The organism is Ornithinimicrobium jinqii (assembly GCF_045032595.1).
Taxonomy (GTDB): Bacteria; Actinomycetota; Actinomycetes; order Actinomycetales; family Dermatophilaceae; genus Ornithinicoccus.
On record NZ_JBJFZS010000007.1, the window covers coordinates 136,986 to 159,086 of the forward strand.

Consider the following 22,101-nt stretch of genomic DNA (forward strand, 5'->3'; position numbering starts at 1 on the left):
GACCGGGTATGCCGTGCGCCCGGGGTCAGGTGACCAGGCTCGCGGCGGCCCGGCGCGGGTCCGCACCCGCCTCCAGGGTCCCGTCCGGGTGGAGCACGGCCGCGCCGACGCCCCCGAAGTACATGACCTGCGGCGGGTGCTCGTGACGGGCCATCCCCGCGGCGTCCAGGCTGGCGGCGATCGTCGCGTCCCGCTCGTGCTCGAAGAGGGTGCTCCCGTCGGGGAGCCGCCGCGGGTGCATCCGGGGCCGGTCGATGGCGGTCTGCAGGCTCTCGCCGTGGCGGGCGAGGTGGGTGATGACCTGGGCGAGCGCCGTGGTGATCCGGTCGGCGCCGGGTGTGCCGACCGCGAGGACGGTCCCGTCGTCGCGGCGGGCCGCGGTGGGGGCCATGTTGGAGGCCAGCCGCGTGCCGGGGGGCAGCGCGTGCAGGCCGAGCCGGTTGAGCTCGAGCTCGCCGAGGGCGTTGTTGGCCATCATGCCGGTGCCCGCGACGGTCATCCCCGAGCCGTAGCCGGCCGAGGCCGTGAAGGCGCAGGCCGTCCCGTCGCTGTCGACCACGGACACGTGGGCGGTGGAGGCGGACGTCGGCAGCCCGAGCGAGCCGATCTCGTGCAGCGTCTCGAGCAGCTCGGCGCCGGCGGCGGCCAGGTCCGCGGCGGTGTCGATCCGGTCCAGCCGGATGTCGAGCACCTCCTTGAGCACCCACGCCGCGCGGGCCGGTGTGATCGGCTCCTCCGCCGCGCTGAGCAGACGCAGCATCGCGGTGAGGACCGGCCCACCGATCGACGGGGGCGGGTTGCAGGCCAGGTCCCAGCTGCCCAGCGTGCTGCGCAGCGCCGGCCGCACGACCGGGCGGTAGGCGGCCAGGTCGGTCATGGACAGCAGCCCGCCCCGCTCGCGCATGTCGGCGTCGATCCTGCGGGCGAGGTCGCCGGTGTAGACCGACTCGTGCCCCTCGGCGCCGATCTGCTCCAGGGTCCGGGCGAGCTGCTCGTCCGCGACGAGACGTCCGACCTGCGGGGCGGCTCCGTCGTCGGTGAGCAGGCGACGCGTCTCGGGGTCCCAGGCCAGGATGGTGTCGGTGATGAGGACCAGGTAGGACTGGGCCGTGGCGCTGAGCCGGAAGCCGGAGCGGGCCACGTCCGCGGCTGGCTGCAGGAGGGCCGACCAGGGCGCGGTGCCGAAGTGCTCGTGGGCCCAGCCCATCCCCGCCAGCAGCCCTGGTGTCGCCACCGAGCCGGCCCCCACGTAGGTGACCATGCCGCCGCCGTAGTCGGACGCCGCCTCGATCAGGCCGGCACCGAAGCGCTCGGGCGGCTGGCCCCGACCGGGCATCTCGACGTTGGCGTCGACCACGACGGGCTCACCGTCCGCCGGCCAGACGGTGAGGAAGCCACCACCCAGAGGGGCCACGACCCCGGGCTCGGTGGTCGTGGCCGTGATCATCGCCGCGATCGCCGCGTCGACGGCGGTGCCGCCCTCGGCGAGCGCCACCTCGGCGGCGTGGGTCGCGTAGGCGTTGGGCGCGGCGATCGCGGCTCGGCGGGTCATGCCCCGATTGTGCCGCAGGCCGGGCTAGAAGAGCCGCGACCCCGCGTCGTCCACGCCCCGCAGCGCCTCGTAGTCCAGCGTGACGCAGCGGATGCCCCTGTCGGTGGCCAGCACCCGGGCCTGCGGCCGGATGACCTGCGCGGCGAACACCCCCCGCACGGGGGACAGGTGGGGGTCACGGTTGAGCAGCTCCAGGTAGCGGGTCAGCTGCTCCACCCCGTCGATGTCGCCGCGCCGCTTGATCTCGACGGCGACGGTGGCGCCGGAGGAGTCCTTGCAGAGGATGTCGACGGGGCCGATCGCGGTGGCGTACTCGCGACGGAGCAGCGTCCAGCCCTCGCCCAGCGTGCTGATGTGCATGGCGAGCAGGGCCTGCAGCTGCGCCTCGACCCCGTCCTTGACCAGACCAGGGTCGATCCCGAGCTCGTGCGAACCGTCCGAGAGCACCTCGTGGAGGCGGATCCGCAGCGTGTCCTCGCGCTTGGCGTGGGACACCAGCCACACGGCGTCCACACCCTCGGCGCGCTCCTCCTCGTCCGGCTCCACCTCAGCCATCGAGCAGGGCGGGGCCATCCAGTTCAGCGGCTTGTAGGACCCGCCGTCGGAGTGGATGAGGACGGAGCCGTCGGCCTTGACCATGAGCAGACGGGTCGCCAGCGGCAGGTGGGCCTGGAGGGCCCCCTGGTAGTCGACCGAGCACCGGGCGATGACGACACGCACGCGGGCCACCCTAACCCGGCGCACGGCATACCCTGCCGGGTCCGGGGCCTCGTGGTCTGAGAGGATCGTGACCATGCGTGAGATCAGCACCGTCGCGGTCATCGGCCTGGGCACCATGGGAGCAGGCATCGTCGAGGTGTTCGCGCGGGGAGGGCTGCGGGTCTTCGGGGTGGAGACGACGCCGGAGTATGCCGATCGCGGCCGCGCCATCCTGCAGCGCTCCACCGACCGCGCGGTCGCCAGGGGCAAGCTCGACGAGGCGGGGCAGTCGCAGATCCTGGGGCGGATCACGATCACCACGCAGATGGCCGACCTCGCCGACGTCGACCTCGTCGTGGAGGCCGTGCCCGAGATCCTGCAGCTCAAGCACGACGTGCTCGGTCGCCTCGACGAGATCGTCCCCGAGGACGCAATCCTGGCCACCAACACCTCGAGCCTGTCGATCACCGAGATCGCCGCGCCCACCCGTCGGCCCGAGCGGGTCGTGGGGCTGCACTTCTTCAACCCCGCACCGGTGCTGAAGCTCGTCGAGGTCATCACCACGCTGCGCACCGACCAGGCCCTGGTGGACGCGGTGGTGGCGCTGGCGCAGGGGCTGGGCAAGAAGCCCGTCGTCGTCGGTGACAGGGCCGGGTTCGTGGCCAACTACCTGCTGTTCGGCTACTTCACCTCCGCGCTGCGGATGCTCGAGCACGGGCACGTCTCGCGCGAGGACCTGGACACCGCGATGCGCGTCGGGGCCGGTCTGCCGATGGGGCCGCTGACGCTGATGGACCTCGTGGGCCTGGACGTCTGCCACCACATCGGTGACGTCATCTACAGCCACACCCGCAGCCAGATGCACGCCCCGAGCCCGATGCTGGGCCGGATGGTCACCTCCGGGCTGCTCGGCCGCAAGAGCGGCCGCGGCTTCTACACCTACGACCGGCCCGGCGGCGGTCAGGTCGTCGAGGACGCGCAGACCCCGGCGGTGGTCGCCGGGCCCGAGCTGAGGACCGTGGGCGTGGTCGGACGCGGGGAGGTGGCCGACGACCTCGCCTCCCGGCTGGAGGAGGGCGGGTATGCCGTGGTCCACGTGCCCGACGCCGACGACTCCGAGGACCTGCGCAGGCTGGTGGACGCGGGTCTGGTCGTCGAGGCGCAGTCGGTCGACCTCGACCTCGCGCTCGCCGACCTCCAGCTGGACGACCTGCGCGACCTGGACGAGGACGACCTGCCCGGGCGCGACCTGGACGACCTCTTCGAGGAGCTCGGGGAGATCACCGGCCCGCAGACCGTGCTGGCCACCGTCAACAGCGCAGCCGCCGTCGCTCTCGGCGCCCTGTCCGGACGGCCCGAGCGCTGCGTCGTGCTCCGCGTGCACGAGCCCACCGGCAACGGCCAGGTCGTGGAGATCGGCCGCACGAGCGTCACCGACGACGAGGCGGTCGCGATGATGCGCGAGCTGGTGACCCGGCTCGGCGCGGAGCCGGTGGTCTGCCGCGACCGTGTCGGGCTGGTCGTCGACGCGCTGCTCGTGCCGCACCTCAACGACGCCGTGCGGATGCTGGACGAGGGCTACGCCTCCGTGGCGGACATCGACACGGCGCTCCAGCACGGCCTGGGCTACCCCGCCGGCCCCTTTGCCATGATCGACCACATCGGGGCCGACGAGGTGCTCGCGGTGTGCGAGGAGCTGGCCGGCGGCACCTCGGGCCTGCCGCGGGAGTCCGTCGAGGCGTCCCCGCTGCTGGTGGAGCACGTGCTGCTGGACCGGCCGTTCACCCCGGCAGGCTAGGCCCAGCTGCCGCCGGGGCGCCGGCGCTCCCGGGCCGACCAGCAGACGGTGTGCCAGTGCCGGCGGTTGTCTACCTGCTGCATCGACTCGACGGGCCAGGCGACCGTGTGCGCGACGTCGGCCCCCACCTCGCCCTGGCAGCCCGGGCAGCGGTAGACCCGGCCGCTGTCGTTGGGGCGCACGGTGCGCACCCCCCACACCTGACCGGCATACCTCGTCTCCGTGACCACCGGCTCGCGGGCGGCGGGGGGCGGGCCCGAGCCTGCCCGGCCCGCCGCAGGACGACCACCGCGGCGCGGTCGGTTGGACCGGGCCATGCCTAGAGGCGGTCCTGCCGCGGCACGAGAACCTGGTGGTAGATCAGGAGCAGGCCCGCCGCGACGGGGATGGCGATGAGCGCGCCGAGCACCCCCAGCAGGGTGCCGCCGACGAGGACGGCCACCACGGTCACGGCGCCCGGCACCGAGACCGTGCGGCGCATGATGCTGGGCACGATGACGTAGTTCTCGAACTGCTGGTACACGACGTAGTAGACGACCACCACGAGCACCGCTGTCGGGCTGACCGTCATCGCGGCGACGCCGACCAGCACGGCCCCGAGGGTGGCGCCGACCATCGGGATGAGACCCAGCAGCCCGACGAGCACGGCCAGCATGGCGGAGTAGGGGATGCTCAGGATCTGCATCATCACCCACGAGCACACCGCGTTGATGGTGGCGACGGCGCCCTGTCCCAAGGCGTAGCCGCCCACGCGCCGCATGATCTCCTCGGCGAGCCCGACGACCCGCTCCCGCTTGCTGTGCGGCACGAGGCGGTAGCCGGCCTCCTTGACGGTGGGCAGCGTGGCGAGCAGGTAGAGCGTCAGGATGATGGTGGTCGCCAGGCCCACGAGGCTGCCGGCCACCCAGCCCGCCGCGCCGAGCACCCCGCCGAAGATCGTCGAGAGGGTGGAACGGTCGGTGGCCAGCTGGTCGGCCTCGGCCGCCAACCACGCGGACAGGTCGAACCGTTCGTCGAGCCGGGCCAGCCAGGGCTGGGTGGTCAGGTTCTCGACGTAGTCGGGGGTCCGGTCCACGAGCGCGGCGGTCTGCGTGACGATCGGCGGGACGACGAGCAGGCCGATGACCGTCACCACCCCCACGAGGCCGAGGAAGACCAGCACGACGGCGCCCCCCCTGCCCATGCTGCGCCGGGTCAGCCACTGCACGACGGGGTCGAGCGTCAGGGTCACGAAGACCGCGACGACGATGAAGGTCAGGACCGAGGTGAGCCGGGTGAGGTTCTGCACCAGCAGCCAGGCCAGGAGGGCACCCAGGGCGAAGGTGAAGCCGACGTAGAACGGCGAGGCCTGCCACCACGGGCGGCTGGTCGAGGGCTCGTCCGGGGCCACGAGCTGCGCCCGGACCGGGTGCCGCAGCTGCTCGCGCAGCTCCTGCTGCAACCGGTTGCTCTCGGCGAGCTCGGCCAGCTGACGCTCGCGGTAGGCGCGCCAGGACCGTACGGCCCGTCTGCTGGCCCCGGGGACGTGGTGCGGGCGCAGCCGACCGAGCACCGCGAGCCGGCGTCGCTCCTCGGCCCGCGGGCCGGTCGTCCTGGCCTCGGTCACCCGGCAGGCTCCACGAGCTCGACGAGCACGCCGCCCGCGTCCTTGGGGTGGATGAAGTTGATGCGCGAGCCGGCCGTGCCACGCCGTGGGTTGTCGTAGAGCAGGCGCAGGCCGCGCGCGCGCAGCAGCTCGCTGACGGCCTCGAGGTCGCTGACCCGGTAGGCCAGCTGCTGCAGGCCGGGGCCGTGCCGGTCGATGAACTTCGCGATCGCCGAGTCCGGCCCGGTGGGTGCGAGGAGCTGGATCATCGTCGGCTGCTCCTCGCCGCCGCCGCCGTCGGGGTTGCCGACCGCGATCATCGCCTCGCGCACCCCCTGCTCCTCGTTGGTCTCCTCGTGGACGAGGCGGTTGCCCAGGACGTCCTGGTGGAAGGCGATGGCCGCGTCGAGGTCCGGCACGGCCAGGCCCACGTGGTCGATGGCCAGGAGGAACGGTCCGAGGGCCGGGACCTCGCCGAGGGCGGGGGTTGCGCTCATGACCCCAGGGTAGGCCCGAGCGCCCGCACCGCGCCGGTCCCCCGCCGCAGGACGGGTTGCCGGAACCCGTGGACGGCGGTCTACGGTCTGGCCATGAGCGACCTCCTGCTGCGCGACGTGCGCATCGTGCCCCTCGACGGTGACCTGGGGTCGTCGGCCGGGCTGCCGGCCCACGGCGCGGACGCGTCCGGCCGCCTCGTCGACGTCCTGCTCGGCCGCGGGGTGGTCAGCGCCACCGGCACCGACATCGAGGCCCCGCCGGGCACCGCCGTGGTCGACGGTGCGGGCCGGTGGGCCCTGCCTGGGCTCTGGGACCACCACGTCCACCTCACCCAGTGGGCCTCGTCGCGCTCCCGTCTCGACCTCTCGGGGGCCCGGTCGGTGGCGGAGGCCGTGGCTGTCGTGCGTCACCGGCTGGCGCTCGGCCCGCTCCCGCCGACCGGCGTCCTCGTCGGGTTCGGCCACCGGTCCGCGACCTGGGGCGAGGAGCTGTCCGTCGCGGCCCTCGACCGGGCCACCACCGCGGTGCCGGTCGTGCTGATCAGCGGCGACGCCCACCACGGCTGGCTCAACAGCCCCGCGCTGCGCCTCCTCGGGGTGTCGGTCGAGACCACCGGCGTGCTGGCGGAGGGGGACTGGTTCCCCGTCTACGACCGGCTCAGCAGCCTGCCGGGGGCGAGGGCCGACGCGGAGTCCGGGGTCGGACGGGTCATCCGCGACGCCCACGCGCGAGGAGTGGTGGGGCTGACCGACCTGGAGTTCGGTCGCCCCTGGCGGCAGTGGCAGGAGCGCACGGACGCCGGGCTGCCTCCGCTGCGGGCCCGCATCGGGGTCTACCCCGAGGGCCTGCAGGAGGTCCTCGACGCCGAGGTGCGCACGGGCGACCTGGTCGGGCGCACCGACGGGCTGGTCCGGCTGGGGCCGCTGAAGATCATCAGCGACGGCTCCCTCAACACCCGGACGGCGTGGTGCTGCGAGCCCTACGCCGACGCAGCCGTCCTCGAGCACCCCCGTGGCGCACCCAACCTCGACGGCGAGGAGCTGCACACCCTCCTGGCCACCGCGCACGCCGCGGGGCTGGAGGTGGCGCTGCACGCGATCGGCGACGCGGCCGTGGGACAGGCCCTGCGCGCCTTCGCGGCGACCGGGGCCGTCGGCGGGATCGAGCACGCACAGCTCGTCGCCCCTGAGGACCTGGACCGCTGGGCGGGGCTTCCGGTGCGCGCCAGCGTCCAGCCTGCCCACCTGCTCGACGACCGGGTCGTCACCGAGCAGTGCTGGCCGGACCGCACCGGCCGCACCTTCACGCTGCGCAGCTTCCTGGACCGGGGCATCGAGGTCGTCCTCGGCTCCGACGCGCCCGTGGCCCCCCTGGACCCGTGGCTGGCGATGGCGGCTGCCGTCCACCGCGGTCCGGTCGGCTCCCCGAGCTGGCACCCCGAGCAGGCGCTCACGCCGCAGGAGGCGTTGGCGGCCTCGGTCGACGGGCGTCGGGTCCACGTCGGTGACCCGGCCGACGTGGTGCTCGTCGACGCCGACCCGCGGGGTGAGCCAGGGATGACCTCTGCCGAGCACGCCGCCGTCCTGCTGGGCCTGCAGGTGTCGGCGACGGTGCTCGACGGGCAGGTCGTCCACGGCGGCTGAGCCGGTGCCACCGCCGTCCGGGGCAGGTCCGTGGCCGCACTAGAGTGGCGAGGAAAAGACGCACCCACCACCGACGCTGGAGGCCAGGCATGACCACCGACCGCACCACTTCCGTTCTCGTCGCGGGGGCCCGGACCCCGATGGGCCGGCTGCTCGGCTCGCTGTCCGGTTTCAGCGGCAGCGACCTCGGCGGGTTCGCCATCAAGGGTGCCCTCGAGCGGGCCGGGATCTCCGGCGACCAGGTCGACTACGTGATCATGGGCCAGGTGCTCACCGCTGGCGCAGGCCAGATCCCCGCCCGCCAGGCCGCCGTGAAGGCCGGAATCCCGATGAGCGTGCCCGCGCTGACCATCAACAAGGTGTGCCTCTCGGGCCTGGACGCCATCGCGCTCGCGGACCAGCTGATCCGTGCCGGGGAGGTCGAGGTCGTGGTCGCGGGGGGCCAGGAGTCGATGTCCAACGCCCCGCACCTGCTGGAGAAGTCGCGCGCCGGCTACAAGTACGGCGACGTCACCGTGCGCGACCACATGGCCTACGACGGCCTCTGGGACGCCTTCACCGACCAGGGGATGGGCGACCTGACCGAGTCCGCCAACTGCGGCTCGGCCGAGTTCACCAGGCAGGAGCAGGACGCCTTCGCGGCGCGCAGCCACCAGCTGGCGGCGCAGGCCTGGGAGAAGGGGTCCTTCGACGACGAGGTCGTCGCTGTCGACATCCCGCAGCGCAAGGGTGACCCGGTCTCGTTCAAGGCCGACGAGGGGATCCGGCCGGCCACCACCACGGAGTCGCTCGGCGCGCTGCGGCCCGCGTTCAGCAAGAACGGCACCATCACGGCCGGGTCGGCCTCCCAGATCTCCGACGGGGCCGCCGCGGTGGTCGTGATGAGCAAGGCCCGCGCGGAGGAGCTCGGGCTGTCCTGGCTCGCCGAGATCGGCGCCCACGGCATGGTGGCCGGGCCGGACTCCACACTGCAGAGCCAGCCCGCGCGCGCGATCGCCGCCGCCTGCACGAAGCAGGGTCTGGAGCCCACCGACCTCGACCTCGTCGAGATCAACGAGGCCTTCGCCGCGATCGGGCTGGCCGCCACGAAGGAGCTCGGCCTCGACCCCGATCGCGTCAACGTCAACGGCGGCGCGATCGCGATGGGCCACCCCATCGGCATGTCGGGCGCCCGCCTCGCGCTCACCCTCGCCCTGGAGCTGCAGCGTCGCGGGGGCGGCGTCGGCGCCGCCGCCCTCTGCGGCGGGGGCGGGCAGGGCGACGCCCTGATCCTGCGCGTCCCGTCCCAGGACTGAGCGACCCGCCCCTCCTGGTGTGCGGTGCACCCCGGCCGGTGACGGCGGGACGCACCGCATACCTATGCTGGGCCGGTGCGCTCCCGACGTGAGGTGGACGTCCCTGGCCTGGTCGAGCAGGCCAGGGCGGGCAGCCCACGCGCCCTGGGGCGGCTGATCACCCTCGTCGAGAACGCGGACCCGGCCCTGCGCGAGGTGATGGCTGCGCTGGCGCCGCACGCGGGCCGGGCCCGCATCGTCGGGCTGACGGGGAGCCCGGGCGTCGGGAAGTCGACGAGCACCAGCATGCTCGTGAGCGCGCTGCGGCGACGGGGGCAGCGGGTGGGGGTGCTGGCCGTCGACCCGTCGAGCCCGTTCTCCGGGGGCGCCCTGCTGGGTGACCGGATCCGGCTGACCGAGCACGCGCTCGACCCAGGGGTCTACATCCGCTCGATGGCCTCGCGGGGGCACCTCGGCGGCCTGGCATGGTCCACGCCGCAGGCGCTGCGGGTGATGGACGCTGCAGCCTGCGACGTCGTCCTCGTCGAGACCGTGGGTGTGGGGCAGTCCGAGGTCGAGGTCGCCTCGCTGGCGGACACCACGGTCGTGCTGCTCGCCCCGGGGATGGGTGACGGCGTCCAGGCTGCCAAGGCCGGGATCCTGGAGGTGGGTGACGTCTTCGTCGTGAACAAGGCCGACCGCGACGGCGCCGACGCGACCGTGCGCGAGCTGCGCCACATGATCTCGCTGGGTGACCGGACGGAGCCGCACCTCTGGCGGCCTCCCGTGCTCAGGACCGTGGCGGACCGGGGCGAGGGCGTGGACGGCGTGATGGAGGCGCTGGACGCGCACTGGGAGTGGCTCCAGGGCCACGGTGAGCTCGACCACCGCCGCCGGACCCGCGCGGCCCGCGAGGTCGAGGCGATCGCGCTGGCCGACCTGCGTCGTCGGATGGGCGACCTGCGCGGGGAGGGGGTGCTGCACGACGTGGTGGCAGAGGTCCTGGCCGGGGAGCTCGACCCCTACGCCGCCGCGGACCAGGTGGTAGACCGGCTGACCGGGTGACCCCGCGCTACGGTTGTCGCGTGGCACTCCTCGCACCCTCCTTCGCACACTCTGCCTCCGACGACAGCGGTCTGCCCGAGAGGGAGCGGTGAGCCCCGCGCCGGACCCGCGCGCGGCGGCATACCTGCTGAGGTCCCCGGTCCTGGAGGACGTCGAGCCGTTCGCGACGCTGCACGCGCGGGTCTGGGAGAGCACCTACCGTGGGCTGGTGGGCGACGAGCTGCTCGACGACCTGTCCGCCGACACCTTCCGGCCGCTGTGGTACTCGGTGGCGCAGGCGTACGCCCACGGCACCGTTCCCGAGGACGGTCGCCGGATCCGGGTGGCGGTGCTCGACGACGAGGCGGCCGGGTGGATCATGTGCGGCCCGGCCCGCGACGAGAACCCCCCGACGCCCGAGCAGCTGTGGGTCCTCAACGTCGCGCCCGAGCACCAGGGCCGTGGACTGGGCGCGCGGCTCATGGACGAGGTGCTCGGACCGGGACCGGCCTACCTGTGGGTGGCGCAGCGCAACGACCGGGCCGTGCGCTTCTACGAGCGGCACGGTTTCGCTCTCGACGGGGCCACCGACACCGCGCACGGGGGGATGACCGAGGTGCGGATGGCCCGACCGTCGCACCCGGGTGAGAGGGTCGGACCGTGACCGAGCGACGAACGTTGTATCCCGAGATCGATCCGTACGACACCTTCGTGCTCCCGGTGGGGGACGGGCACGAGCTGTACGTCGAGGTGTCGGGCAACCCGCAGGGCAGGCCGGTGGTCTTCGTGCACGGGGGGCCGGGGAGCGGCACCTCGCCGCGCCAGCGCCGGGTCTTCGACCCGGACCGCTACCGGATCGTCCTCTTCGACCAGCGGATGGCCGGGAGGTCGACCCCGCACGCGTCCACGACCGTGGACCCGCAGGTGTGGGCGACCAACACCACGGGGCACCTGGTGGCGGACATGGAACAGATCCGTGAGCACCTCGGCATCGAGCGCTGGCAGGTGTTCGGGGGCTCGTGGGGGTCCTGCCTGGCGCTCGCCTACGCCCAGGCGCACGCCGACCGGGTCAGCGAGCTGGTGCTGCGCGGTATCTTCACCCTGCGCACCGACGAGCTCGCGTGGATGTACGAGCGAGGACACCTGGAGCACGTCTACCCCGACCTGTGGGCCGAGTTCGTCGCGCCGGTCGAGCCGGCGCGCCGGCACGAGATGCAGGTGGCCTACCACGACCTGCTCTTCGACCCCGACCCCGCGGTCCACCTGCCGGCCGGTCGGGCGTGGAGCGGCTGGGAGGCGCGGATCATCACGGTGGTCCCGGACGAGGAGGGCTACGCCAAGGCCGTGGAGCCGGAGCAGGCCGTGGCCTTCGCGCGCATCGAGAACCACTTCTTCGTGCACGGCGGCTTCCTGCGGCAGGGGCAGCTCATCGCGGGCGCGCACCTGCTCGCCGACATCCCGACGGTCATCGTGCAGGGCCGGCTCGACATGTGCACCCCGGCACGCACGGCGTTCGACCTCGCGGCGCGGCTGCCCGACGCCGAGTTCGTGGTGGTGCCCGACGCCGGTCACGCGTTCTCCGAGCCCGGGATCCTGGACGCGCTCGTCCGGGCGACCGACCGGTTCGCAGCCGACCGGACCGGGTGAGGAGCGGCCGGAGCACGGCTTGCTGGGAAACCGCTGATTTGGCCCTTTGGTGTGGTCCTGTTTACCGTTTTGTGATGAAGTACTCTCGCCTGACCGTTGCGGTCACCCTGAGCTCGGCCCTCGTGCTCTCCGCCTGCACCGGCGGCGACACCCCGGACGCCGCCTCCACGACTCCTTCTGCGGACGCCGTGAGCACCGAGGACACGGCGCTCACCTCGACGCCGGACCTCGCTGCGACCAGCGACGACGCCACGACGACGACGAGCGCCGGGACCGACGACGCCTCGCAGACGACGGTGGCCATGTCCACCGAAGAGGACGAGGCGGTGCTGAGCGTCGAGGACGCCGAGACGGTCGCTGCCGCCCTTCTCGAGGCGCGCCACGAGGCGTTCCAGGGCGACGGCGAGGATGCGCGCGACGCCCAGCAGAGGGCCTTCATGTCCACCGCACGGACCGCGGCGGAGGCTGCCGACCGTCTCGAGGGCGTCCTCGGCGAACCGGCCGAGGAGGGTGGGGACACCGTGCCCGAGCCCAACGTGCTCGCCATCAGCCGGGACGACGGCGAGCTGCCCCAGCTCCTGCTCGTCCAGACCGTGCCCGACGACGGGGTGCCGCTCCTGCACCTCATGGAGAGCCGGACCGGCGAGCAGAAGGACTTCCGCATCGTCTGGGAGGCCCCGATGCTGCCGGGCACCTCGGTGCCGACCTTCGACCGCCGCTCGGTGGGCACCCCGGTGCTGCGCGACGGCACGGGCGACCTGGCTGTGCCCCCCCACGAGACCCTGAAGGTGCTGGCCTCCTACATCAGCTGGCCGCAGCCCGAGGAGGTCCCCGACTACCGCACCCACGGTTACAGCCCCGCGGTGCGCGAGGCGGCCCAGCTGCAGGCCGATGCGGTGGCCGACCAGGCCGACCTGCGTGAGAAGAACTGGATCGTGAGCGACGACACCAGGACGCTCCTCTTCGAGGACGGCACCGGGTTCGTGCTCGGCTCGCTGCTGCGCGACACCACCTTCACGGTCCGCCCCAGCAGCGTGCTGACCCCGCCCGACACCTTCGCCGTGTTCGCCGACGACGAGGAGATCACGGACGAGGCCGTGCTGCGCACGAGCGTCTTCGTGGCCCTGCGGGTCGCGTCCTCGGAGCAGGACCTCAAGCCGGAGATGATCGCCGCCCGCGAGCAGCTGGTGGACGCCTGGGGGTCCTGACCCCCACCGGCACCGCATACCCTTGAGGACGAGTCACCCCGTCCGCCCCCCCTCTCCCGGAGGATGAGCCCCGCATGTCCCAGCCGCCGTTCAGCTCCGCCGCGCTCCGCGGTGCCGTCGATCTCTCCGGGCTGGGGGCACGTCCGGCCGCCCCTGGTGCAGGCCGCCCTGCGACCGGCCCTGGTGCCGCTCGTCAGGAAGGCCCCCCTGGGGGCCACGTCCCCGCCGGCGCTGGCGCCTCCACGCTGGGTCTCGTCGGCGGGGTGCCCGGTCGCACCGGGGCGCTCGTGGAGGCGGACGACGCGACGTTCGAGGCGGTCGTCAACGCCAGCCTCGCCACGCCGCTCGTGCTGGTCCTGTGGACGCCGCAGGTCCCCGAGTCGCACGCGCACCTCCTCGAGCTCGCGCAGCTGGCCAAGGACAAGGACGGCCGGTTCCAGGTCGTCGCGGTCGACCTGGCCGTCAGCCCGGGCATCATGCAGGCGCTCACCCCGATCCTGCAGCAGACCTTCGGCCAGGTCAGCGCACTGCCGGTCGTCCTGGGCCTGCTGGGCGGCCAGCCCATGCCGTTCTACCTCGGCACCCAGGACATGAGCCGCGTGGACCCGCTCATCGACTCCTTCCTGGAGGCTGCCGTGACCAACGCGGTGACCGGACGGGTGGATGTCAGCGGGCCGCTTCCCGGGCCCTCGGACGACGCGGCGACGCCGGAGGAGGCGGAGGAGGACGGGTTGTCGGCCGAGCACCAGGCCGCCTACGACGCCATCGAGCTCGGCGACTGGGACGCCGCCGTCACCGCCTACGAGCGCGCCCTGGCGGTCGACCCCGGCGACGAGCTGGCCCGTCTGGGGCTCGGGCAGGTCACCCTGCAGCGCCGCACGAGCCGCCTCGACCTGGCGTCCGTCAGGCAGGCAGCAGCCGAGCGCCCCGGCGACGTGCAGTCGCAGATCGAGGCAGCCGACGTCGACGTCGTGGGCGGGCACGTCGAGGACGCGTTCCTGCGGCTCGTGGAGACCGTGCGCCGCACCAGCGGCGCAGACCGGGACGCCGCGCGCACCCACCTCCTCGGCCTCTTCGAGGTTGTCGGTCCCCAGGACCCGCGGGTGGCCAAGGGCCGCTCGGCCCTCATGACCGCGCTCTTCTGAGCGAGGGTCCCTCCGCTCAGCCGCTCAGGGCGGCGTCGACGACCTGCTGCGCCTCGGCCTGGACGCGCGCGAGGTGCTCCGGCCCCTGGAACGACTCGGCGTAGATCTTGTAGACGTCCTCGGTCCCGGACGGGCGCGCCGCGAACCAGGCGCTCGCCGTGGTCACCTTCAGCCCGCCGAGCGCTGCGCCGTTGCCGGGCGCCTCGGTCAGCACAGCGGTGATGTCCTCGCCGCCGAGCGAGTCGGCGGTGACGTCGGAGGCCGACAGGGCCTTGAGCTTGGCCTTGGCGGCCCGGTCGGCGGGCGCGTCGATCCGGGCGTAGGCGGGCTCCCCGTGCTCGGCCGCGAGCTCGGCGTAGCGCTGCGAGGGTGTGAGCCCGGTCCGCGCGGTCATCTCCGAGGCCAGCAGGGCCATGATGATGCCGTCCTTGTCGGTGGACCAGACGCTGCCGTCGCGGCAGAGGAACGACGCTCCCGCAGACTCCTCGCCGCCGAAGGCGATCGAGCCGTCGAGCAGGCCGGGCACGAACCACTTGAAGCCGACCGGCACCTCGACCAGGCGCCGGCCGAGGGCCTCGGCGACCCTGTCGATCATCGAGGAGGACACCAGCGTCTTGCCGATGGCCGTGTCCTGGGGCCAGTCGGGGCGGGCACCGCCGAAGAGGTAGTCGATGGCGACGGCGAGGTAGTGGTTGGGGTTCATGAGCCCACCGTCCGGCGTCACGATCCCGTGGCGGTCGGCGTCCGCGTCGTTGCCGGTCGACAGCGCGTAGTCGTCCTTCGCCGCGATCAACGAGGCCATGGCGTCGGCCGACGAGCAGTCCATCCGGATCTTGCCGTCCCAGTCCAGGGTCATGAACCGCCAGGTCGGGTCCACCAGCGGGTTGACCACCGTGAGGTCCAGCCGGTGCGTCTCGGCGATGGCACCCCAGTAGTCGACGGCGGCTCCCCCCAGAGGGTCGGCGCCGATCCGCAGCCCGGACTCGCGGATGACGTCCACGTCGAGCACGCGGGGCAGGGCGCGGACGTACTCGCCCAGGAAGTCGTAGGACGTGGCTGCGGACCGCGCACGGGCGAAGGGGATCCGTTGCACGCCCTTCAGGCCGGCGCGCAGCAGCGCGTTCGCGCGGTCGGCGATCCAGCCGGTGGCGTCGGCGTCGGCCGGGCCTCCGTGCGGCGGGTTGTACTTGAACCCGCCGTCCCGAGGCGGGTTGTGGGACGGGGTGACGACGATGCCGTCGGACTGCGCACCACCAGACCCCTCCAGGTTGTGCTGGAGGATCGCCCGGGAGACGGCGGGCGTCGGGGTGTAGCGGTCGTCGGCGTCCACCATGACCGTGACGCCGTTCCCGACGAGCACCTCGATGGCGCTCGTCCACGCCGGCTCGGACAGGGCGTGCGTGTCGCGGCCGAGGAAGAGCGGACCGTCCGTGCCCTGCTCGCGCCGGTAGTCGACGATCGCCTGGGTCACCGCCACGATGTGCGGCTCGTTGAAGGCGCTGCTCAACGAGCAGCCCCGGTGCCCCGAGGTCCCGAACGCGACCTGCTGGTCGAGGTCGTCGGGGTCGGGGGAGCCGGTGTAGTAGCTCGTCACCAGATGGGCGACGTCGACCAGGTCCTGGGGCTGCGCCGGCTGACCGGCCCGCTCGTGACGTGCCATGTCCTCGTCCTCAGTCCTTCGTCTCGTCCGGCTCCGCGGTCGGGTCGGCCGCAGCGGTGCTGGTGGTGTCGGTGAGGGTGTCGCTGCCGACGCCGGTGGCGGTGTCGTCCTCGGGGAGCACGGCCGTCGTCTCGGGGACCTCGGCCGTCGTCTCTGCGTCCTCGGTCGTCGACACCGAGTCCTCCACCGGCTGGCCGACCTCGAGCTCCTGGCGCGTGGCGACCTCCTCGGCCCGTACGGCGGCCGCGGCGGCCTCCTCCTCCGGCGTCAGCGGGTCGGGGACGAGCCACACCGCGCCCATCGGGGGCACCGTGACCAGGGCGGACCAGGGCTGCCGCTGGTGCGGGTTGTCGTAGGCCTGGATCGACCCCATGTTGCCCTGGCCGGACCCGCCGTAGTGCTCCGCGTCGGTGTTGAGCACCTCGCGCCAGCGACCCCCGTAGGGCAGACCCACGTGAACGCCGTGGTGCGGCATACCGCTGAAGTTGACGACGACCGCCACGACCGGGCGCAGCCCGTCCGGACCCTCGTTGCCCCACCGCAGGTAGGAGTAGATGTTGCGCTGGGTGTCGTTGGCGTCGAGCCAGCTGAAGCCGTCCTCGTGGTGGTCGATCGCCCACAGCGCGGGCAGCTCGGCGTAGAGGGCGTTGAGGTCGTGCACCAGTCGCTGAACCCCGGCGTGCTCGGACTGGCCGAGCAGCTCCCACGACAGCGAGCCTGCGTCGGCCCACTCCTTGCCCTGGGCGAACTCGCTGCCCATGAAGAGCAGCTGCTTGCCCGGGTGGCTCCACTGGTAGGCCAGGAAGGCCCGGGTGGTCGCGAACTTCTGCCAGGTGTCTCCGAACATCTTGCGGACCAGGGAGCCCTTGCCGTGCACGACCTCGTCGTGGCTGATCGGCAGGATGTAGCTCTCGCTGAAGGCGTAGACGAGGGAGAACGTCAGCGCGTGGTGGTGGTGCGCCCGCTGGTAGGGGTTCTGGCCCAGGTAGTCGAGCGTGTCGTGCATCCAGCCCATGTTCCACTTGAACCCGAAGCCCAGCCCACCCTCGTCGGTCGGGGCGGTGACGCCCGGCCACGACGTGGACTCCTCGGCGATCATCACGACCCCCGGGTTACGGCGGTATGCCGTGGCGTTGGTCTCCTGCAGGAGCGCCACCGCCTCGAGGTTCTCGCGTCCGCCGTGCCGGTTGGGGATCCACTGCCCGGCCTCGCGGGAGTAGTCGAGGTAGAGCATGGAAGCGACGCCGTCGACGCGCAGCCCGTCGGCGTGGAACTCCTCCATCCAGTAGGTCGCGTTGGCCACGAGGAAGTTGCGCACCTCGGGTCGCCCGAAGTCGAAGATGTAGGAGCCCCACTCCGAGTGCCATCCCTTGCGGGGGTCCGGGTGCTCGTAGATCGGCGTGCCGTCGAAGCGGGCGAGCGCCCACGGGTCGGTCGCGAAGTGGCCCGGGACCCAGTCGAGGATGACGCCGATCCCGGCCTGGTGCAGCCGGTCGATGAGATGACGCAGCCCGTCCTCGTGACCGAACCGGCTGTCGGCGGCGAAGTAGCCGGTGACGTGGTAGCCCCAGGATCCGCCGTAGGGGTGCTGCATGACCGGCATGAACTCCACGTGCGTGAAACCCATCTGGCTGACGTAGGAGACGAGCTGCTCGGCCAGCTCCTCGTAGCCCAGCCCCTGGCGCCACGACGCGAGGTGCACCTCGTAGATGCTCATCGGGCCGAGGTGGATGTCCTCGGCCTGGCGGCGGGCCATCCAGGCCTGGTCGCCCCAGCGGTGGCTGGACTGCGTCACGACGGTGTTGTTGAAGGGCGGGACCTCGGTCGCGCGGGCCATCGGGTCGGCCTTGGTCCGGCGGGTGCCGTCGGGGCCGGTGATGTCGTACTTGTAGTGGGCTCCGGCCAGCACCCCGGGGATGAAGATCTCCCAGACGCCGACGGGCTCGTGCACGCGCAGCGCGTGGTTGGTCCCGTCCCAGCCGTTGAAGTCGCCGATGACGTGGACGGCCAGGGCGTTGGGGGCCCAGACCGCGAAGTGGGTCCCGGTGATCTCGCCGAGGGCGTCACGGGTGGTGCGCACGTGCGACCCGAGGACGCGCCACAGCTCCTCGTGGCGGCCCTCTCCGATCAGGTGCAGGTCGGTGTCGCCCAGCAGGGGGGAGTGGCGGTAGGCCTCGTCGACGACGGTCCGCTCCCCACCCTCCTGCACGGCCAGCCGGTAGTCCGGGACCTCCGCCTGCTGCACGACGGCGACCCAGATGCCGCCGGTCTCGTGGGTCATCTCGACCTCACGACCCCCCGGCAGCAGGACCGAGACCGCGTCGGCCTGCGTACGAACGGTCCGGATCGTGACGTGCCCCTCGTGCGCGTGGGCGCCGAGGATGTCGTGCGGGCTGCGGTGCATGCCGTAGACCACGTCGGTGGCGTCGTCGAGGTCGAGGGGTCGGGTGTGCGGCGGCGACGGATGCTGCGGGGGGCTCAGCGGGACGCGCGTGTGGACCGCAGCGCCGGTCCCGCCCCGGACCGCACCTCCGTCTGCGCCGTCGCCAGCACCGAGGACGGTGCCGGACACGATGGCGGGAGACTGCAGCGCCTGGTCCCAGGCCTGCTCGCGCTGGGCCTGCGGGTCGAGCGGCACGCCGTGGGCGTCCCTCGCCGGCACCCAGCCGCTGGCGGCGGGGTAGACCCGGGCGGTCGGCGGCTCATCGGCCTCGGGACCGGGAGCCTTCTCGCCGGGGGCGGCGGCGACCGGGGGGAGCGGTGCCAGCGGGGCGAGCATCTCGACCGGGGCCGGGATCGGCTCGTGCGCAGTGCCGCCGCTGGCGGGGGGGTGCTCGGCGGAGGGCACCGTCGCGGTGCGCGGCCGCTCGGGGGCGGCGTCGTCGGCGTGCTCGTCGGTGCCGGGCTCGGGCTGCGCGACCACCCCGTGGCCGGCGCCGGTGTAGACGGCGGAGAGGTCGTCGCTCTCGTCCTCGGGATCCTGCGAGGACGGTCCGTGCACGGCCGGGTCGAGGTCGGCCAGCCCCCACGTCCTGGTGGGGGCGGCTGCACCGCCGACGCCGAAGTCCTGCGCCGTGGGCTCGTCGTGGCCACCTGCGGACTCCCGCGGCGCGGACCGCGAGTGGGCCTGGCCCGAGCCGTCGGCACGGTGCCGCCCCGGGCGCTCGTCGTCGGCGCTGGGCAGGAACGGGCCGGCGGACTCGTGCCGCCCGGCGGCCGCGCCGAGGAGCCGCTGCACGGCACCGACGGGGATCGGCATCCAGTCGGGACGGTTGCGTGCCTCGTAGACGACCTCGTACAGCGCCTTGTCCAGCTCGAGGGCCTCGAGCAGCTGGCGGCGCTCGTCGGCGTCCAGGTCCTCCCCGCTGGCCTCGGCATATCCCTCCAGGAACGCGGCGCGGGCCGAGGACGCCCAGTCCTCGCGTTCGCCCGCACCTTCCTGCGCGACCGAGGCCGCGGCGTAGTCGAACGAGCGCAGCATGCCGGCGACGTCGCGCAGCGCCAGGTCCGGCGCCGTGCGCTCGTCGAGCGGGCGCAGCGGCTCACCCTCGAAGTCGACGACGACCCACCCGCGGCCCGGCACGTGCAGGGCCTGGCCGAGGTGGAAGTCCCCGTGCACGCGCTGCAGCGCCGGGAGCTCGAGGTGGTCGAGGTCCTGGTGGATCGCCTCGACGGCCTCGCGGTAGGGAGCGAGCTCGGGCACCTCGGCGAACGCGGCGTCCGCGCGGGCCCGCATCTGGTCCACGATCGTCACCCGGGAGGCGAGGTCCGGCTCGCGGGTCTCGAAGGCCTCGCGGAGCGAGGAGTGCAACGAGGCGATCGTGGTGCCGAGGCTGCGAGCCTGCTCGGTGAAGTCGTCGTCCTGCCGGGCCGCCTCCAGGGCGGTGCGCCACGCGTCCTGCGTGTCGGGCAGGAACTCCTGGGCGAAGGCCAGGTGCCCGAGCACCTCCGCGCCGTCGGCGGGCCAGCGCCCCTCGACGTACCCGATCGGGCCCGGCACCGTGCGGTTGCCGCGCACGGCGACCGCGGTCGGCACGGTGACGTCGGGGTTCTCGCCGGCCTGCAGCACCCGGAAGACCTTCATGATGACCGGACGCGTCTCGCCGTGGGCCTCGACGATGATCGAGGTGTTGGACTGCTCGCCCGACAGGACGCGGGCGGACCGCAGGGCCGGGGCGGTGCCGCCTGCGACGATGCGCCGGGCCCGGGCGGACGGGACGTCGTGCTGGTCGTACATGTGCTGGAGCAGGACCTGGGCGAAGACCGGGTCGTGCGTCGCGTCGTAGACGTAGCGGGTGCCCAGGTCGCTGTGCTCCGCGGTCGCCACGAGCGCGGGGGCCATGAAGTCGACAGGTTCGGCGCGGTAGGACAGCGGCACCTGGTAGACGACCGGCTCGGGGCCGGAGTCGTCCACGAGGATGTGGTCCTCGAGACCGACCTCGCCGAGCGGGTCCTCCCAGCGGATCGAGGCCACCTCGCGCAGGTGCGGGGCGGTCCCCGTGCCGCGGTACCAGCGCTGCCGCGCGATCCAGCCGGGAAGGAAGTCACCGAAGTCGGGGGAGAGGGTAGCCATCAGGAGTCCTTCTCGAGGGGGGTGGTGGTCGGCGCCGGAAGGGCGGGCGGAGCGGGAGGGGCGGGCGGAGCGGGCGGGGTCAGGCCCAGCCAGAAGAAGGACCGGGAGCCCAGGGTGAGGGTCACCGTCCCGTCCTCGTCGATCGCCGGGAAGCCGTGGCCGCCGAAGAGGTCGCGGACGGCGGAGCCGTGGAGCCGCTCGGGCAGGGAGATCCGCGCGGCCTGCGGACGCGAGGAGAGGTTGTTGACGCACAGGACGGCCACGTGGCCGTCCCGTTCCTCCAGGTCGTCCTCCGGCAGGATCCGCACGAAGGCCAGGATGGTGTCGTTGTCGGCCTCGCACTGGTGGAACTCGCCGAGGCCGAAGACCTCGTGCGCGGCCCGCACCTGCAGCATGCCGCGGGTCCAGTGCAGCAACGAGGAGCCACTGGCCATCTGGGCCTCGACGTTGACGTTGTTGTAGTGGTAGACCAGCGAGCTGATGACCGGCAGGTAGAGCTTGCCGGGGTCCGCGGAGGAGAACCCGGCGTTGCGGTCCGGGGTCCACTGCATCGGCGTGCGCACCGCGTCCCGGTCGTGGAGCCAGATGTTGTCGCCCATCCCGATCTCGTCGCCGTAGTAGAGGCACGGCGAGCCGGGGAGGGAGAGCAGGAGCGCGTTGATCAGCTCCAGCTCGCTGCGGGAGTTGTCGAGCAGCGGTGCGAGGCGACGCCGGATGCCGACGTTGGCGCGCATCCGCGGGTCGGGGGCGTACCACCCGTACATCGCCGAGCGCTCCTCGGCGGTGACCATCTCCAGGGTCAGCTCGTCGTGGTTGCGCAAGAAGGTGCCCCACTGCGTTCCGGCGGGGATCGCCGGGGTCTCCTCCAGGACACGGGCGATCGGCTCGGCCTTCTCCTCGCGGAGGGCGTAGTACAGCCGGGGCATCACCGGGAAGTGGAAGCACATGTGGCACTCGGGGGCGTCCTCGGTGCCGTAGTAGTCCACGACCTCCTCCGGCATCTGGTTGGCCTCGGCCAGCAGGACCCGCCCGGGGTACTCCTCGTCCACCATCGCGCGGAGCTTGGCCAGGAACCCGTGGGTCTGCGGCAGGTTCTCGCAGTTGGTGCCCTCCTCCTCGAAGAGGTAGGGGACAGCGTCGAGCCGGAAGCCGTCGATGCCCAGGTCCATCCAGAAGCGGACGACGTCGAACATCGCCTCCTGCACAGCCGGGTTCTCGAAGTTGAGGTCGGGCTGGTGGGAGAAGAAGCGGTGCCAGAAGAACTGCCGGCGCACCGCGTCGAAGGTCCAGTTGGAGGTCTCGGTGTCGACGAAGATGATGCGCGCGTCGCTGTACTTCTCGTCGGTGTCCGACCACACGAAGAAGTCGCCGTAGGGCCCCTCCGGGTCGGAGCGGGAGGCCTGGAACCACGGGTGCTGGTCGCTGGTGTGGTTCATCACGAGGTCCGTGATGATCCGGATGCCACGGGCGTGCGCCTGGCTGATGAGCTCGTTGAAGTCCGGCAGCGTCCCGAACTCGGGCAGGACCGCGGTGTAGTCCGCCACGTCATACCCCCCGTCCCGCAGGGGGGAGGCGTAGAACGGCGGCAGCCACAGGCAGTCGACGCCCAGCCACTGCAGGTAGTCCAGGCGGTTGAGCACCCCCGAGAAGTCGCCCGAGCCGGAGCCCGTCGAGTCGCCGAACCCGCGGACGAGGACCTCGTAGAAGACCGCCTTGCGGAACCAGTCGGGGTCGTTGCGCAGGCCGGGCTGGTGCAGGTTGAGACCGCGCACGGG

Annotated in this window: 16 protein-coding genes; 8 read left to right on the forward strand and 8 right to left on the reverse strand. The window is 72.9% G+C overall.

Annotation, left to right across the window (positions count from 1 at the left end; genetic code table 11):
* Positions 1 to 25 precede the first annotated feature (25 nt).
* Both ACI3ET_RS03035 and nucS read right to left on the reverse strand, forming a co-directional pair.
* Positions 26 to 1,552, reverse strand: coding sequence for a gamma-glutamyltransferase (locus ACI3ET_RS03035; protein WP_405031475.1), 1,527 nt, complete (start codon positions 1,550 to 1,552; stop codon positions 26 to 28).
* A 24-nt stretch (positions 1,553 to 1,576) separates the two neighbouring features.
* Positions 1,577 to 2,272, reverse strand: coding sequence for an endonuclease NucS (gene nucS / locus ACI3ET_RS03040; RefSeq protein WP_405031511.1), 696 nt, complete (start codon positions 2,270 to 2,272; stop codon positions 1,577 to 1,579).
* A gap of 73 nt (positions 2,273 to 2,345) precedes the next feature.
* On the opposite strand from nucS, the gene ACI3ET_RS03045 reads away from it, so the two are divergent.
* Complete coding sequence (locus tag ACI3ET_RS03045; protein WP_405031476.1) at positions 2,346 to 4,049, forward strand: 3-hydroxyacyl-CoA dehydrogenase family protein; 1,704 nt, start codon at positions 2,346 to 2,348, stop codon at positions 4,047 to 4,049.
* On the opposite strand, the gene ACI3ET_RS03050 is transcribed toward ACI3ET_RS03045, so the two are convergent.
* The 3 genes from ACI3ET_RS03050 to mce are packed head-to-tail and all read right to left on the reverse strand — an operon-like array spanning position 4,046 to position 6,131.
* A complete protein-coding gene (locus ACI3ET_RS03050; RefSeq protein WP_405031477.1) occupies positions 4,046 to 4,366 on the reverse strand; it encodes a hypothetical protein in 321 nt (106 codons plus the stop codon). The two genes, ACI3ET_RS03045 and ACI3ET_RS03050, sit on opposite strands and share 4 nt — an antisense overlap.
* A gap of 2 nt (positions 4,367 to 4,368) precedes the next feature.
* A complete protein-coding gene (locus tag ACI3ET_RS03055) occupies positions 4,369 to 5,655 on the reverse strand; it encodes an AI-2E family transporter (protein WP_405031478.1) in 1,287 nt (428 codons plus the stop codon).
* Positions 5,652 to 6,131, reverse strand: a complete 480-nt coding sequence (mce, locus tag ACI3ET_RS03060) for a methylmalonyl-CoA epimerase (RefSeq protein WP_405031479.1) — start codon at positions 6,129 to 6,131, stop codon at positions 5,652 to 5,654. Before mce ends, ACI3ET_RS03055 begins: the two co-directional genes overlap by 4 nt.
* Before the next feature lie 93 nt (positions 6,132 to 6,224).
* Between mce and ACI3ET_RS03065 the strand changes: the two genes are divergently transcribed.
* From ACI3ET_RS03065 to ACI3ET_RS03095, 7 genes are all read left to right on the forward strand, one after another.
* Entirely contained in the window at positions 6,225 to 7,775 is a 1,551-nt protein-coding gene (locus tag ACI3ET_RS03065; RefSeq protein ID WP_405031480.1) for an amidohydrolase, read from the forward strand.
* A gap of 89 nt (positions 7,776 to 7,864) precedes the next feature.
* Positions 7,865 to 9,070 (forward strand): acetyl-CoA C-acetyltransferase, encoded by a 1,206-nt coding sequence (locus tag ACI3ET_RS03070; RefSeq protein ID WP_405031481.1) that lies wholly within the window; start codon positions 7,865 to 7,867, stop codon positions 9,068 to 9,070.
* A gap of 75 nt (positions 9,071 to 9,145) precedes the next feature.
* On the forward strand, positions 9,146 to 10,114 hold the full coding sequence (gene meaB, locus ACI3ET_RS03075; RefSeq protein ID WP_405031482.1) for a methylmalonyl Co-A mutase-associated GTPase MeaB: 969 nt from the start codon (positions 9,146 to 9,148) through the stop codon (positions 10,112 to 10,114).
* An 88-nt stretch (positions 10,115 to 10,202) separates the two neighbouring features.
* On the forward strand, positions 10,203 to 10,757 hold the full coding sequence (locus ACI3ET_RS03080; RefSeq protein WP_405031483.1) for a GNAT family N-acetyltransferase: 555 nt from the start codon (positions 10,203 to 10,205) through the stop codon (positions 10,755 to 10,757).
* Positions 10,754 to 11,740 (forward strand): prolyl aminopeptidase, encoded by a 987-nt coding sequence (pip, locus tag ACI3ET_RS03085; protein WP_405031484.1) that lies wholly within the window; start codon positions 10,754 to 10,756, stop codon positions 11,738 to 11,740. The genes ACI3ET_RS03080 and pip overlap by 4 nt, the downstream gene beginning before the upstream one ends.
* Before the next feature lie 74 nt (positions 11,741 to 11,814).
* Positions 11,815 to 12,948: a hypothetical protein gene (locus ACI3ET_RS03090; protein ID WP_405031485.1), complete on the forward strand. Its 1,134-nt coding sequence runs from the start codon at positions 11,815 to 11,817 to the stop codon at positions 12,946 to 12,948.
* Positions 12,949 to 13,022: 74 nt separating this feature from the next.
* Complete coding sequence (locus ACI3ET_RS03095; RefSeq protein WP_405031486.1) at positions 13,023 to 14,093, forward strand: tetratricopeptide repeat protein; 1,071 nt, start codon at positions 13,023 to 13,025, stop codon at positions 14,091 to 14,093.
* A gap of 16 nt (positions 14,094 to 14,109) precedes the next feature.
* Here ACI3ET_RS03095 and pgm read toward each other — a convergent pair whose 3' ends face one another.
* From pgm to treS, 3 genes are read right to left on the reverse strand one after another with little or no spacing between them, the layout of a single operon-like run.
* Positions 14,110 to 15,753 carry a phosphoglucomutase (alpha-D-glucose-1,6-bisphosphate-dependent) gene (pgm, locus tag ACI3ET_RS03100; RefSeq protein ID WP_405031487.1) on the reverse strand — a complete coding sequence of 548 codons (1,644 nt, stop codon included), beginning with the start codon at positions 15,751 to 15,753 and terminating at the stop codon, positions 14,110 to 14,112.
* Positions 15,754 to 15,763: 10 nt separating this feature from the next.
* Complete coding sequence (gene glgB / locus ACI3ET_RS03105) at positions 15,764 to 20,326, reverse strand: 1,4-alpha-glucan branching protein GlgB (RefSeq protein WP_405031488.1); 4,563 nt, start codon at positions 20,324 to 20,326, stop codon at positions 15,764 to 15,766.
* A complete protein-coding gene (gene treS / locus ACI3ET_RS03110; protein ID WP_405031489.1) occupies positions 20,326 to 22,098 on the reverse strand; it encodes a maltose alpha-D-glucosyltransferase in 1,773 nt (590 codons plus the stop codon). Before treS ends, glgB begins: the two co-directional genes overlap by 1 nt.
* Between the last annotated feature and the right edge of the window lie 3 nt (positions 22,099 to 22,101).